This window comes from Shewanella sp. BJSY2023SW007 (genome assembly GCF_047314525.1).
Taxonomy (GTDB): domain Bacteria; phylum Pseudomonadota; class Gammaproteobacteria; order Enterobacterales; family Shewanellaceae; genus Shewanella; species Shewanella chilikensis.
In genome coordinates this window covers 66,306-81,195 of sequence record NZ_JBKORL010000024.1, presented here as the reverse complement: position 1 = coordinate 81,195, position 14,890 = coordinate 66,306, and the positions used below count along the sequence as shown (strand labels likewise).

General features: G+C 43.5%; 10 protein-coding genes. 8 read left to right on the top strand and 2 right to left on the bottom strand.

What is annotated here, in order from left to right; translation table 11 throughout:
* The 7 genes from ACMHXE_RS04715 to ACMHXE_RS04685 all read left to right on the top strand — a co-directional run.
* A partial coding sequence (locus tag ACMHXE_RS04715) for a hypothetical protein (protein ID WP_413731528.1) occupies positions 1–687 on the top strand: 687 nt, incomplete at its 5' end.
* 1 nt (position 688) lies between these two features.
* Positions 689–2,485, top strand: coding sequence for a hypothetical protein (locus ACMHXE_RS04710; protein WP_342206883.1), 1,797 nt, complete (start codon positions 689–691; stop codon positions 2,483–2,485).
* On the top strand, positions 2,475–3,428 hold the full coding sequence (locus ACMHXE_RS04705) for a hypothetical protein (RefSeq protein ID WP_319619259.1): 954 nt from the start codon (positions 2,475–2,477) through the stop codon (positions 3,426–3,428). Before ACMHXE_RS04710 ends, ACMHXE_RS04705 begins: the two co-directional genes overlap by 11 nt.
* Before the next feature lie 670 nt (positions 3,429–4,098).
* Positions 4,099–5,208, top strand: coding sequence for a hypothetical protein (locus ACMHXE_RS04700; protein WP_413731526.1), 1,110 nt, complete (start codon positions 4,099–4,101; stop codon positions 5,206–5,208).
* Between the two features lie 442 nt (positions 5,209–5,650).
* Positions 5,651–7,324, top strand: a complete 1,674-nt coding sequence (locus tag ACMHXE_RS04695) for a hypothetical protein (RefSeq protein WP_226685209.1) — start codon at positions 5,651–5,653, stop codon at positions 7,322–7,324.
* A 590-nt stretch (positions 7,325–7,914) separates the two neighbouring features.
* Entirely contained in the window at positions 7,915–9,183 is a 1,269-nt protein-coding gene (locus tag ACMHXE_RS04690) for a serine hydrolase domain-containing protein (protein ID WP_413731525.1), read from the top strand.
* A gap of 727 nt (positions 9,184–9,910) precedes the next feature.
* Positions 9,911–11,851 (top strand): multiheme c-type cytochrome, encoded by a 1,941-nt coding sequence (locus tag ACMHXE_RS04685; protein WP_165564512.1) that lies wholly within the window; start codon positions 9,911–9,913, stop codon positions 11,849–11,851.
* A gap of 205 nt (positions 11,852–12,056) precedes the next feature.
* Here ACMHXE_RS04685 and ACMHXE_RS04680 read toward each other — a convergent pair whose 3' ends face one another.
* The gene (locus ACMHXE_RS04680; protein ID WP_412501696.1) at positions 12,057–12,998 is read right to left on the bottom strand and encodes a LysR family transcriptional regulator; all 942 of its coding nucleotides are present in this window, start codon (positions 12,996–12,998) and stop codon (positions 12,057–12,059) included.
* A 163-nt stretch (positions 12,999–13,161) separates the two neighbouring features.
* On the opposite strand from ACMHXE_RS04680, the gene ACMHXE_RS04675 reads away from it, so the two are divergent.
* Positions 13,162–13,737, top strand: a complete 576-nt coding sequence (locus tag ACMHXE_RS04675; protein ID WP_101052563.1) for a hypothetical protein — start codon at positions 13,162–13,164, stop codon at positions 13,735–13,737.
* A gap of 111 nt (positions 13,738–13,848) precedes the next feature.
* On the opposite strand, the gene ACMHXE_RS04670 is transcribed toward ACMHXE_RS04675, so the two are convergent.
* On the bottom strand, positions 13,849–14,085 hold the full coding sequence (locus ACMHXE_RS04670; RefSeq protein WP_101052561.1) for a YdcH family protein: 237 nt from the start codon (positions 14,083–14,085) through the stop codon (positions 13,849–13,851).
* Positions 14,086–14,890 lie beyond the last annotated feature (805 nt).

Genomic DNA, 14,890 nt, shown 5'->3' with positions numbered 1-14,890 from the left:
TATAGGTTTGTCGTTTGGTCTTTGATGTCATTGTTCACCTCGTTAAACGATTTTACTCGCTTAGCGTGGTGTCCAAAACTATCGGGGCAGATCATACCTTTTGACACAGCAGACCATAGTATCTTACAAAACGCAGCTATCCTGATGGAAATTGCTTCTAAGCATAACGTTAATTTTATCGTGCATGGACATAAACATATACCTCGGCTTGCACAATACTCCGACGACTATCTGCATCCTATTAATATACTTTGCGCAGGCAGTTTCTCTGCACGTTTGGATGATAGGTGGTTCCAAGGGGTACCGAACACAATCCATCAAATTGAAATCGATAAAGTTTGTGACATAAACAAAACACCTTTAGGAAAGGTAGTAAGTTGGTCACACAATACAGGACATGGGTGGACAAAAGATGAGTCCATTAACGGTATACCTCATAAAGAGTTTTTTGGTAATCGCATGTCACCTATTGAGCTAAAAAAGAAGCTAAAAGAATCTATTGAGTGTTTTTTCGAGACTCAGACACATGTAAAGTGGAGTGAGCTATCTAACCATTGCGCTGACATTATATATACTTCGAGAAAACTACTTGAAAAGACTATTGTAGAGTTATCGGGTGAAGTTGGGTTCACAATATTTAAAACTCCGGGACAAGATGAGTTATTCATTTTGCTGAAGGGAAACTAATATGCATAATTTATTTGGGTTTAATAATATATTTGAACACTCTAATGCTAGATACTTCACTTCTAACCAACTAGCTGAAGAATTTGTTTGGACTCCAGCATTTGAATCTCTAATATCCAATAAGAACCATATCATACTAGGCTCTAGAGGCTCGGGTAAGACTGCGCTGATTAAAATGCTTTCTCATGAGTGTCTTACTAAGTTGAATGATGATAAAGCAAAGCAAGTCATAGATGAACGTTCATTTATTGCGACTTATATCCCCTTGAAAGTTGAGTGGGTAAACTCAATTGGTGATATTGACGATAATAACCAACTTTTTAAGTGGAGTTTGAACTTATCTTCATGCGCACGATTTCTAGATACAATAAGAAGTTGCCTTCATTCATATATTGAGGATGAAGTGGATAGGATTGTCAAAGAGAAAGCTATTTGCAATAAAATATCAGAACTATGGCTGTCTAAAAAATTAAATACAATTACTGATATTTATGACAATCTAGAAATTGTAGAGTATAGGAAAAATATTATTTTTAATAAAATTAAATTGGGTCTAGGATTAAGTGGTGATGACCTTATGGTAGGGCTTAATTTCAATACTGATTTATTTAAGCCTTTAATAATGGCCCTGTCGACGGTAAGAAAAGAAATCGGACTTTCTAATGCTTCCACATTCTGTGTTTGTATTGATGAGGCTGAATTCTTAACAAAAGAACATCATAGGATACTGAACACTCATATGAGGTCATATAACGAAATTGTGTTCAAAATAACAACAATGCCATATCGGCACTACACTCTGGAAACTGACACGGGTACTCCATTAAACATGGGGCACGACTTTGATTATTTAAATATTGACAAACAAGGTCTTCATGGTAGTTCAAAAAATAACTCTAATAATTTCTTTGAAAATTTCGCTGAGAAACTATTTAGAAAAAGAATAGAAAGTTCATCTGTTATAAATAAAGATATCACCTTAAAATCTCTTTTAGGAAATTCAATCTTAATTGACTCTCCTAAAGATGCTCTCCCTGATGAGAAACTGATGGAAAAGGTGAGAGAGTATTGTGATTACAATACGATAAAAAGAGCGGAAAGGTTATTGGAAGAAGATTACCCTCTTTTCGAAAGTTCAGTATCAAGAAAATTGAGAGGGACGCTGATATTAAAGGACTCCTTTCAACGTTATAAAGGTAATTCTTCACCATTTATATACTCTGGGTATTCGCTGATAGTAAGATGTGCTGATGGAAACCCCCGTCGACTATTAAGGCTGTTTAATTATCTTTTTTCAAAGAATATTGAGTCTTTCACTGAGCTTAAGCCTCTATCAGACAAGGAACAAGGGGCGAAACTAAAAGAGTTTTCATACTCAGAGCTTGACGGTTTAAACCTGGAGGTCGATGGTAAAAAAGCCTTTGATCTGTTTACAATAATTGGTAGGTTCTTAAAAGATAAACTACATACAGACAAGATCAATACAGATACATACAGCTCATTCTCATTCGATGTTGAAGACGATAGAGTATGGAAATATATAGAAACAGCTGTAGACCTAGGTTTGATTTATCCTGACTTTAGAGGATTGGATAATGATAACAAAATGCCAAATAGAAAAGGTAGATTCGCTTTGGCTTTTTGTTTGTCACCTCATTTTTACTTAATGCCAAGAAAAGGAAACTCCATCAAGCTATCTGTAATAATGAATAATCATTCTTACAGTCGATTTAAGGCTATAAATAAGAAAAATGATGATGGGCAATATAGTCTAGATTTGGAGGGGAATGATGAATAAATTACATGTGGATGACTTGTCAATAGGTGAGCTAAGTCAGTCAGAATATGATATCGCATTATTTTCTTGTGGATACGAAGAACGCTGTATTGATGTGGCTACACGATTACATAAAGATAATGTCGAAAATGTAATTGTGTTAGCGTTTGACCAACATAAAGAAGACCCAGTTCGAGTAGATAGCTTGAATTATTTTTTGGAAAACTGGACTGGTTTTAAATTGCTAGAAATATCGCAAAGAGAAATTTCTGAAATACAAAAAACACTAAGTGAAACAATTAATAAAGTCAACCGCGCTGAAATAAAAATATTAATTGACTATACTTCGATGTCTCGTGCTTGGTATGCGGCAGTCTTGAATTATCTAGTAAATTTCTGTGAAGTAAGAGTAATAGTTGATTTAACATATGCAACAGCAGTGTATAAAAATTTAGATCTTAACGTTGAGCTAGGTGAGTTGCGCATAATTCCTGGGTGTGAAGGTATTTCATTGACCAAACGACATAATGCAGCAATATTTATGCTGGGCTTTGATAGATATGGTCCGCAACGATTATATAACTTATTAAATCCAAATAAGTGCTTTGGTATTATGGCAGCACCAGCTGCAACCTATGATTATGAAAATACTTGTTTAGAGAAAAATAAGGACTTTATTTCACATTACCTTGGAGGTGAAGATAAACTCATAAAGCTGCCAATTAATAGTATTGCGACATGTTATGATAACATGTCGCAAATGCTCTCTCCTCTTCGATCTGAGTATAACGTCTCAATCATTCCATTTGGGCCAAAGCCACACATTTTAGCCGCAATACTATGTAGTTTTAACTACCCAAATGTTACCTGCCTTTACTCTGAATATATTCGAAATGAAACTGCAAAAGTTCAATCTTCCGGTGATTTCGTAATATCTCGCCTGTATATCAAAAGAGATGAATAATTTATTGAAGGTACCAAATAGCGAAAACGCCGATTAAAAAACATGTGAAGATCAGAAGTGTAGCGAATCCGCTCGACCCTCAATACCAAGATTACTTGTGACCTTTCCCCGAGATTAGTACCAGGGAGCCTCGGGGATTCAGCTAAAAGCTTCCGACAATTAACTGCTCCTTGCCTTTGCCGTCGTTGCAGATCCACAGCTCTGGCTTTACAAAGCGCTGTAAGTGGCTTCAGCGTATCATCTGGCTCTTTGAATACATGGCTAAAGTCGGTCGTCAGCTTGAGCCTGTTATCGATGGGTAAGCGGTTCAATATGGCTGCGCTTGTTGTGACGGAGAATGTATCCGGTATCATCGACCAGTTATTAAATAATCCCTGGCTTCAAAGTGCAATCCTTGTGGCATGTTCCACCATTCATTGTCGCCAAAGGGTAATAGTTCAGGTGTTTTTACCCAGTATCCCCGCCCGTATCTGCCGTTCAATACTGCTATAGTCTGAGTCCTCCAGGGTTTTGCTTATTCCAGCGCGAATAGGGTTCAGGTCAACATAAACCATGCAGGCCAACAGGTTACATCACCCAGCAGTAAAAAGGTGATTTGACGAACAATGACCGGGGTGGTTGACTGGTGGGTTATAAGCTGGTAGTGCTGGTGTTAACAAGGAGGTGTAAAGTGAAAAAAATATTTCTCTTACTGATGGCGGTTTTACCATTTTCATCAATGGCTACTCAGAACTATTTGTGCTCAAGTTGTACAAATGATGCTAGTGCGCGACAGTTTGCTGTTAAAAATTTTACGCCACGTCTGAATTGTTACCCGGAAGACAGAACTCAGCCCATGACACCAGATAACATGATTTGTGGCTCAACGAGCAATAAAATAGCCCTGGTCAATCCAAATACCGGTGTTGTTTATAGTTTCAGTGTAGGGCATGGGTTTGATGGGATATCTTATGAAGCGACAACTTGGCCTTTTGCTATAACATCAGAAAAAAAGTCTCTTTTGTCAGATGCCGGGCTAGCCTATGGAGCCTTAAAAAAATCAGTTGTAGAACAAAATAAAATTCGTCGAGACGAGATTGGTATTATCTCAGCAGGAATTAATCAAGTTGGATTATATGATAGTAATCAGGATGGCAGTTCTGGTGTTTCAAGCGGTTGCCCAACCGATACTGCACTTGCTGCTATAGTTGATCCAAATAAATTAACGGATATAGAAAATAAATTAAAGTCAGATATAGTTAACGGTACTCCCCTTTTGAAAAATGTTCACGCTGTATTGAGTAAGAATGGGTCGTCAGTCGATATAAATGATGTACAAGTAAATCTCAGTAATCGGCTGGGAACAGTAGGTCTTAAATATACAAGTAAAGATCCATCCTTATCACTTCAGTTCGGCTTTAGGCTGTCTGAGGGTGGTGGGTTTATGACAGATTACCTTTTATTTGACTTAAGGATTATGAAAAATGACAACATTGCAGCTACACCAATAATTGATTTAACATTGAATGATCTTTCGGTAGTCGCTGGAGGCTATACTTTAGCACAGTTGAAGGGAAAAAATGGTCCTCTCGCTTTTACTGACCCCTGCATTCTTAGCAAGTTAAAAACATTACGTGAAAGTGGTGACTTTAGGAATTCATCAGGTGGTCCCTCCAACTTCAGCAATATTGGTGAAAATACCGGCGGACCTAGTGGCGGCGGATACCAAACTTGTACGGTTTATTTCTATCAGGGGGGGGCTCTAAAATACGTATTTAGAGTACCAGTTAATGAATGTTAAATCTGATATTTTTATTTAGGCTGGCTTTTATTTTTCATAAGAGCCAGCTATCCCTATCATATTGCTTTAAAAGCTTGGGCTGTTTCTTGTCCGTTGAAATAGGTGATGTTTTACGGAAACCCTCCTTCTCTCGCTAACCTCTTCCAATGTAGCACCTTGCCCCTTGAACAAACGACTAAGGCCCTCTCATCATCAATGGGGCGTTTAAGCTGTTCAATATGCCTCTGTGCTCACGGTAATGTGGCCGCACTAGTCATGGCAGGCACCCGGTAGAACCTGTAGAACGCAGGGGCAGGATTGATGATGTCGTTAGAGTTCAAATTTCCGCTAAGAAAGCATTGCAGAAGGCTGCTTGTAACATTTATCCTGAACCTTACTCAAATGATATCAATACTTTACATAGCTAAGTATTGAGCACGGTTTTATACAAGGAACAGGACTAATGGAAACAGATGTGCTGGAGATTTTGCAGAACTTCCACTCTGATGGGCTTTTTGTTGCTCCCAACATACCCAGCAAGAAAGCTAAAAATGCCAGTGTGTGTTATGGCATGCCTGCGTCAGTCAATATTTATGCCATAGTCGATTCAACGGTTTTTGGTTCTGCAAAAAATGGTCTGGCATTTACATCTGAAGGGTTGTTTTGGAAAAATGACTGGACCACAACATCTGCAAAAAACCACATGTCGTGGGAAGAGTTGATAAACACCAGTCAAGAGCATGCCGTTGACGGTTCCGAGCTGTTGTTGGGGCAAGACTGTGCTTTTGGTATGGCGGGTTCCGGGATGAAGCCTGCGGTTTTATTGAAACTATTGGAAAAACTGGCCCAAAAGATACAAGGCAATACAGAGGCGACAGAAACTGCTGAAGTTTCGAATGTGGCACAAGCCAAGGTTACTCCGGTAGCAGATGCAAATGGTGAAGTTTCTGTCGGCAACACAGCTTCGGCGAGTGTTACTGCTGAAAATCTTCCCCCTGAAGGCGTTACAATCGAGAGTGTTACTCCGGCAGCAGATACAAATGGTGACGTATCTATCACCAATACAGCACCGGCGGGCGGTACTGCTGAAAGCGCTGCCCCCGCAAGCCTTACGCCTGAAAAGCCGCTGCAGGAATCCAGTCCCAAGCCTGCTTTTGAAGGTAGCTATCAGCGGGATTACTTGGATATAGTTAACGCTGTGGCCAAGAGGCATCGTCTATCCCAGCAAATCCAAATCGCGCCGGCTATCAAAGTCCACAAAGTCAGAAAAGTCATTGAGATATCAGAGGGTAAAATTGAACCTTACGATATCCTGATGATTGTGGATAACACCTTTATGCAAACAACCAAAGATTTTCTGGTTGTGACTCCTCATGCCATTTGGGCTAAAGGTACGCTAAGAAAGGTAGAGAGCTTTTCCTTAAGTGAAATTCGTAGTATTCGCTGTGATAAAAAAACGCTCTTTATCAATGACTATGACTTCCAGTACTTGGATCAGTTTTCTGAAAACGAAGTTTTGATACTGACGAATATGCTCGAAGAGCTAGTGGTCGCATTGCGTAAGTCTGACTCCGTATCGGATACTGACGAGCAGCTTGAATTACCCGCTGCTTTGGATACTTTGTTATCCAACATATACGAAGTGGTATTGGATGATGTTGTTTCCGGCTTGAGGGACAAGGGATACCCCGAAAACAAACAGTTGGTTACTTCGATGGCGGAATGTTGTTTTAGTACCTTTTTCATTGTTGACTCCCACTTAAAATATCGGCATCAGGATACAGCTGAATTGGTGGGGCAATACTTACTCGCTCAAACATTGTCTGGCTTATTTGCGTTAATGAGCGTAGAGCAGTTATGGCGCCGTACAGAGGTGAAATCCACCTATGTGATGATGCAATGCTCTGTGATCATTCGGACATGTCAGTACTTTGAAAGACAAGGAATAGCGTTACGACCGAACCAAAACTGGTATTTGCAGCTTTTTCAAACTGTGATGGACGCCAATACCCTGGAACAAGGTGCAGAGTTAATTGACCGGGAGATGGGTAACCTCAGTGCCGATAGACAATTAGCCATTGATTGTGCCTTCAAGAGTGGTAAGGGGGTTAGGGAAATGTTGTGTGATGCTCTTTGACCGGTTCCAGTTGTTCTCAATAGGTGTGAGTCAAGCCTACATTAACGTATGAAACAGCGCATTTCAGTCTTGTTCTAATGCGAAAAAGTGGTTACCAGTTAGGCGGTGGATTATTCGCCTCTTAACTGGTAGTACAGTAGAAATAGACATGCCTATGTATAAGCGTTGAGTTAAAGATGGCATCACTGCCAACATTAAAACGACGCAACCACTACTTAAATGAGTCATGGTTCTAGCTGCCAAGGTACTTAAAGGTAAGCACTTTTAATGATGAGTCATTGGCATCTAAGCCGGTTTGGGCTCGTTCAGGTGATAAATGAATACAAAAGTCAAATTTTCAGGCAGGGTAGGGTTATAAAAATGATAAATGTCTATGTGGTATTTCTATTTGCCTGTTTTTCAAAAGTTTTTATGCTTTAGTTTCCCCATTCCAAGGATTTAGTCTGCTAAGCCCTCCTTCTGGAAATATTTGCTATTTCTCTCACAACAACTTGAATCCCATGCCAAAGCTGACTAGCTTTGTGTGATGCAATGGAAGGCGGGATAGTCTGGCTCGCCGGTATGCGGTAACAGATAGGGAGAGGCTGTTTATGTTTAATCGAGTGTTGAGTCGGGTGTGGTTGGGTACAAGATCCTTTGGCAATAAGGCGGCCGTCAGTGCCAAGCGCTTTTGGGCTTATCTGCCTATCCATGTGTCTATCTTGGTCTCTGTGAGTGTGCTGAGCGCCTGTAATTCGGATTCACAAGAGGTGGTGCTCAATCCTGTCGACACGGCCAAGATGCAGCAGACGGTGGAACAACTGGCCAAGGAGATGCTGGTGCCCGGCGCAGTGGTGATTCTGCGAACGCCAAGGGGCGATTTTAAAACCGCCTATGGGGTAACTCGTTATGGCGGCAGTGAAGCGACCGACTTTGATCAGCATGTCAGGGTGGGCTCCAATACCAAGACCTGGGTCGGTACCGTGATTTTGCAGATGGTGCAACAAGGGCGATTGCAACTGAATGACACTGTCTCTATGTTTCTCAACAATGTGCCAAACGGTGAGTTGATCACTATAGAGCATTTGCTTACGATGCGCAGCGGCCTGTTCAATTACACCACCACACTTGAGTTGAATCAGACGCTTGATGAGCAGCCAACCAAGGTGTGGACTCAGAATGAGCTACTGGCAATGAGTTTTGCCCATAGGCCTGGTTTTGCCCCCGGCAGCGCATTTGAATACTCCAATACCAATACCGTCTTGCTGGGACTGATTGCCGAGCAAATCGATGCCAAGCCGCTGGCGGCTGTGATGCAGCAGAGGTTGTTTGCCCCCTTGGGGCTTGAGCGGACTCTGTTTCCCGATATCCATTCGAATACTCTTCCCACGCCCTTGGCGCGGGGCTATATGTATGGCACCAATGTGTTGACTATGGATCCACCCTATATGCTGCCCGAAAAGATGCAGCAAGAAGCCAGAGAGGGCATTCTGGCTCCCATAGATCAAACTGAGGCCAATCCTTCCTGGGGCTGGGCGGCCGGCGCCGGGATCTCCACTGCCAATGAGTTGGCAACCTGGGTAGAAGCTTTGGTTGCCGGAGAACTGCTGGATGCCGAGTGGCAGCGAAGGCGTCTGGATAGTGTCAGGCCGATAGATCCCGAGAATCCCAACACTGCCTATTACGGCTTGGGGATCGCCAAGTTTGGCAACCTCTATGGGCATACAGGTGAGCTGCCCGGCTATAACTCTTTTATGGGGCATGATCCTGTTAACAAGGTGACTCTGGTGGTTTGGACTAACCTGGCACCGGCTGTGGATGGCAAAGATCCGGCTACCAGCATAGCGGCGGCCCTAATTAATATGCTCTATATTCCCTGAATATTGCTTATCTGCATAATGCACTGATAAACAACCTGTAGCAGCATAGTGATTATGGTTACCTATGTGTCGGCATTGACTGAGGAAATTCTTATACCTTTTAAGGGGAATAGAGTCTGGCAATATATTTCAAAAGGATTCGAAAATGTCTCTTGTGTATTCTTCTTTTTATTTTTCGGTGACTAATGTCGTTCCTGGTAAATTGTGTTGAGTTTTTAAAAATATGCACGAAGTCAGCATTGGCTGTAATTATCCGCTGAAGCTGGATGATTTTTGCTGATCTTAACTTTATATTTTGTCAATGTTTTGAATTTAAAGACATTTTTCGTAAAGATACTGTGTGTTGTTGTTTTTCGCCAACTCAAGCGAGCTATGATTTTTAATTAATTAAATCAGTGGGTTAAGTTTGTTTTCTAGCTTTATGTGCAGTGTATAGGTTGTTCATTCAATGGGAACGTTGAATTTTCTGGTTGAAGCACGCTGAACTATTGTTTGCTTTTCAAACTTAAGTTTCATTTTTCTCGTTAAATCTTTATTCGGTTAATAAATATTTAATTTAAAATTAAGTTTAAATTAATGTTCGTGTGTTGGTGGGTTGTTTTTAATGTTGATTGTATTTACCTTATTTGTCTGAATTGTGATCTTATTTACAAAGTAAATTTTTTATTTTCCTATTCTAATATTTGGTACTTATTTCGTAGTACCTCTTACGCATTAGGGGAAAATAATGAGAAAAATAAAGAAATACCAGATGGTGATGATAATTGCTGCAGCATTAGGCGTGTCGGCCTGTGGCAGCGACGGTAAGGATGGAAAACCGGGTGATCCCGGAACCCCAGGTATTCCCGGTACGCCTGGAGAGCCGCCAGTAGTGACTACATCTGCGGTTGCCAAGGTGCTGGACTGGCACTTTGGTGATGGTCTGGTCAATGTCGAGTTTACCGTTGAAAACCAAGATGGTGTACCCGTTGAAGATTTAGATAAGGTCGAATTGTTGTCTACTGTAACCAATGCGCAGGGCTTCCTTGCCGATACAGTAACAATGACTTATTTTGCTGGAGAGTCTAACTCCAAGGGGACTTTGACTCACCAAGGTGACGGGGTTTATACCTTGTCTATGCCCCGTGAAGGCGTGACATCTGAATCAGTGGGAATAGGCTATATTCGTCCGGGGAATGGTAACAATGGTATGCCGCGTACTAAGCGGGTAATGCTGACTCAAACAGATCAATATGCCCAGGTCAGTACTACAGAAGATGCCAAATGTGTGGCATGTCATGGTGAATTTACTGCAGCGACAGGTAATTCCACTTGGGGATGGCACCAACACCATCACGCCTTAAATAATGATCAAGAAGTAGTAATTGTTGAAGCTTGTTTGAGTTGCCATACCCAGACCGAGAAAAAAGATGGTGGCTATGCGTTAAATACTTTGGCAATGATAGGTCACGGGAAAATGTCTGATGGCGAGGGAGGTAAGGTTTCCAAAGGTCATGCGGCTTTATGGGGGAATTACTCCATGGACATGAAGCGTTGCTCTACCTGTCATGCCGATGATGTTCAGTTCACAGCTTCGATTAATGGTTGCGTGACTTGTCACACTGGCCTATTTGATGCTGATCGAGTTGGTAATGTTGATCATACCGGCTTTACTGATGCCTCATGCCAGACCTGTCATGGACCCGATGGTTATATGTATGCTCATAAAAATGGTGCGGCGCGGGATGAAGCCCTTAACCGTTACCACTTTGAGCTAATCTCAGTACAGCGCTCCGCCGATAAGAGTCAAATTGAAGTCACGGTAAAAGCGACCGATGCCGATGGTAAATCCGTGGATATTGCTGCTATCAGTGATGCGACTCCCCGTGGTTGGGCAACCATTGTCAAACATGGTGAAGCTGTACTGCCTGGTCGTGATGAAGGCCATGTGGCTCGTTCTACCGGAGGCGTTACCAACGAGGATGGTTCGTATACCTATACCATTGAACATGCCGCGCCATACCAAGATGGTGAAGTTTTGCTAGGGGGCGTGGATGGCCGAATCTCCTATGCCGATGGTAATGCACCTATTACTGTATCCAATATCAAAGAGGTGCGCCGTACCAGCTCTGATGGTATGAAGTGTCTCAACTGTCATACCGAGGGCTTGCAAGGTCATGGTGGGCAGCGCGGTGGCTTCGACCTGGGCGGTGATGCCTGTACCCAATGTCACAGTGCTTACAACTGGGCACCGGGTAAACAGGGCGAAGACTATCCTATGGCTTGGGGGCCTTTGGTGCACAACATGCACTTTGGTGATTACAAGGTTAAACGTGGCGTGAATGATATGCCTACTACAGACAAGAACAAGAAGGTGGAATGTGTGGCTTGTCATACTGGTGAAATCAATCTGGATAAGGTCGCGCCGGCAGTAGTGCTTAACGGGCTTGATGAAAACAGTGTCTATGGTATTACCGCCATTTCTGCGAATTGTGTGGCATGTCATAGCACTCCGGCCGCCAAGGCTCACATGAGTACCCAAGGTGGTGACTTTAATGTGGCCATCACGCCTTCTGGTGTTCACCAAGGCGAAAAGGTTGAGTTCAAGGTATTCGATCCGGCTCCGATCGTTGAATCTTGCTCTGTGTGTCATACCCCTGCGAGGATGGCTGAGGCCCATCAGTATTAACTGGTAGGATAGAGGCTAATAGGCCCGGGACAGCATCCGGAATTTCCCACTTTCCGATGACGCTGAACCGGGCCTTTTATTACTGTGACTTTTTGATAAATGTTTGAACTATTGAAGTAATCTTGACCGTTAGAGTCAGCTACAGGTGTTTGCAGTGTATGCTGAAACAAGATAACACCGGACTTAAGCATTTTGGCGGTGTTATCTAAGTAGTTAAAGCATTGGCCGGGATGACAGTATCGGCAATCATCTGCCTGAGCCACTTGTGGGCTGAATCCTGGTTGAAATGTTTGTGCCACAACAACACGTAAGCGCCTGGCACCAGATCTATTGGCACTTCCAACGTTGCCAACTCAACATGTTGCAGTGCTTGGGCTGCATATTTGGCCGGGGCGCATAGTAGCAATTCGCTGTGGCGGCACAGCTCAATTGCTGTAGGAAAGTCAGTGATATTGGCGCGGATCTGTCGGGTCTTGTGATTGAGTGCCAGTACATCATCCAGCAGCCAATGTTCGATACCGCCAAAGGCGACCTGCAGATGCTCGAAGCTGAGAAAACGCTCCAGGTTCCAGTCGCCCTCAAGCGCAGGATGATCCGGCGACAGCAGACAGATGGGCTTGTCGCGGGTCAGCTCCAGATACTCGAGTTCATCCGGCAGGCTGTTGATATGCATCAGCGAGCGCGGATCCCACTCGCGGCAGCCTATGGCAAAGTCCAGCTCGCAGCGCAGCAGCTGTTCCATGGTGCCCGGATGCCAGGTCTTGCAGTTGATATCCAGCCCGGGAGCCTGGCGCAGCATAGAAGGCATAAAGTGTGGCAGAGTCAGCGAGTAGGCAGTTTCTACCAGGTGCATGCGAAATTGGCGTTTGCTGGCCGCGGGGTCAAACTCATCCGGTAGTGTCAGTCGTTCGGTCTGTCTGAGCCATTGTTGGAGTTCGGGCCCCAGAGCCAGAGCCCTTGGGGTGGGCTTGAGGCCGAAGGCGCTGCGTTCAAACAAGGGATCCTTGAACAGCTCTCGCAAGCGGTTGAGTTGTTTGCTGACGGCCGATTGACTCAGGTGCAACCGTCTGGCAGCTGCAGTAACGCTCTGTTCTTCCAGCAGAACTTCCAATACCGGTAGCAGATTGAGATCGACTTTCATTATTATCCCGGGCGCAGGGGTGGATAGAGCAGTTTAGCAGCTTGCTTTGCCAGGCCAAAGTCCGAATAGGCGCAATTCCTGACTGAAAAAATGCCTCACAGAATTAGCAACTGGCGTAGAGTCCTGCTTGCAGCTATGCTAATCGCGAACTTTTTATCAGGGAAAGATAATGAAACCTTTAAATCTATTATTTGTTGTCTCATTGGCATTGGCGGCGCCGCTGCAGGCAGCCGAAGATCCTGCCGTAGCCGAAGCCATTGAGGCCGGGTTACAGCATTACCGTAAGGGTGAATTGAGCCAGGCCAGTTCCCAGCTGGATTATGCTTCAGCCCTTATCCGGCAACAGCGGGCCGGGGAAGTGGTCGGGGTATTTCCAGAGCCATTACCTGGCTGGCAAGCAGATGAACCTTCAAGTGAAAGTGGTGGCATGATGTTGGGGGGCGGCATCAATGCCAGCCGCCATTATTATAAAGAAGAAAGTGCGCAGTTGGAGATAGAGTTGGTGCTTGATTCTCCCTTGTTACAGTCTGTTATGGCCATGCTGACCAATCCTTCAATGATTGCCATGAGCGGAGGCAAACTGATCAAGGTTCAGGGACATAATGCCATGCTGAGCACAGAGTCCGGTGAGCCTGAGCTGACTGTGATAGTCAATGGCAATGCCATGTTTACCCTCTCGGGTGAAGGGGTTAAAGCCAGTGAATTACAGGAGTTTGCCAATGCTTTGCAGCTGGATAAGCTCTAAGCTTTGGTGTTTTTGAATGCTGAAGCATCAGCTTGATAGAGCTCCGGCTAAGTAACACGGAGCTCTTGTTTTCCTGGGAGATATCCGGGGGCGTTTGGGAGCGAGTGATCCTCAGCGCAGTAACTGCTGATAGAGCCAAGATTTGAGTTCGGCACGGCGCAATGTCAATTGGCTGAAACGTTCTTCTGCCGTGGGCACACAGTTTTCTTCCAGACCGCGGATCTCAAGGTCGAGAGCCTGATACTCTGCCGCCAATTCACTAAAGTGCGGATCGTTTTCCCCGAGTTGTTGAATTTTTTGTTTGTACTCCGGAAACTCCAGGATCAGCGCATGATTTTCGCCCAACATAAGCTCTCTCCTCCAATGGTGTCTGGTCGACGTAGGCTTAAGCCTTGATTCCTACTCTACCCAGTGGCGCTTTGTCTGTCATCCAGAGAAAGCCGACAACTGATTATAATCCCAGTTTTGCTATGTCAATTAATCACAATGCCGGATACGGCAAAACTGAGCAGGCGAAGATGTACTTGGATTGGAGTCCTGTATAACTGCCGCTTCAGCTTGCTTGGTTTGTAGCGGAAAGTCTGTTGTTGCACAAAGCTCCTGCTATGTTTCAGGAAAGCCTATACAAGACTTTGTCTTTGAATATCTATGAGTGGCCGTTAATCATTGTGGCATTTCCCGATAGCATAGACGACAGCAAGGTGTTGGTAACTTAAGTGGGGGACCTGTATAAAAGGTGTCATTTGGGCTGGCTTCAATACGGCAAGAGGGGGGAGTCTCTCTAAAAACTCAGCCAATATCGCTACTAAGCAGGTTATACCCGGTAAACACAATTTAACAAGTGCTAATACTTAGGTATTGGTTTTTCCTACTTTTGCAGAATATGCCACAGATCTTTCTTTAATCTCTGTAAGATATCTCTTACTTCTGGTATTTGAAACTAGCTTTTGAATAGTGTTGGATTTTTATAAAAAAGTGGTTTTGATTGTCTAACATTCTTAAATTTAGTCTTTATGGGGAATATATACCCCACTAAAGAATTATACACTTTAAGTTTGTTGTTTCTTTTGTTAATCAAATGTGGTTGCACCTATTGTACTAAGGTCTTGAACGCCGATTGACTATGACTTGTTGGGCTTGTAAGTTAGGCCTG

Excerpts from the sequence above, each read along its gene's own strand:
- ACMHXE_RS04710 (WP_342206883.1), top strand. The coding sequence starts at position 689 with ATGCATAATTTATTTGGGTTTAATAATATATTTGAACACTCTAATGCT.
- ACMHXE_RS04705 (WP_319619259.1), top strand. The coding sequence starts at position 2,475 with ATGATGAATAAATTACATGTGGATGACTTGTCAATAGGTGAGCTAAGT.
- ACMHXE_RS04695 (WP_226685209.1), top strand. The coding sequence starts at position 5,651 with ATGGAAACAGATGTGCTGGAGATTTTGCAGAACTTCCACTCTGATGGG.
- ACMHXE_RS04690 (WP_413731525.1), top strand. The coding sequence starts at position 7,915 with ATGTTTAATCGAGTGTTGAGTCGGGTGTGGTTGGGTACAAGATCCTTT.
- ACMHXE_RS04685 (WP_165564512.1), top strand. The coding sequence starts at position 9,911 with ATGAGAAAAATAAAGAAATACCAGATGGTGATGATAATTGCTGCAGCA.
- ACMHXE_RS04675 (WP_101052563.1), top strand. The coding sequence starts at position 13,162 with ATGAAACCTTTAAATCTATTATTTGTTGTCTCATTGGCATTGGCGGCG.
- ACMHXE_RS04670 (WP_101052561.1), bottom strand. The coding sequence starts at position 14,085 with ATGTTGGGCGAAAATCATGCGCTGATCCTGGAGTTTCCGGAGTACAAA.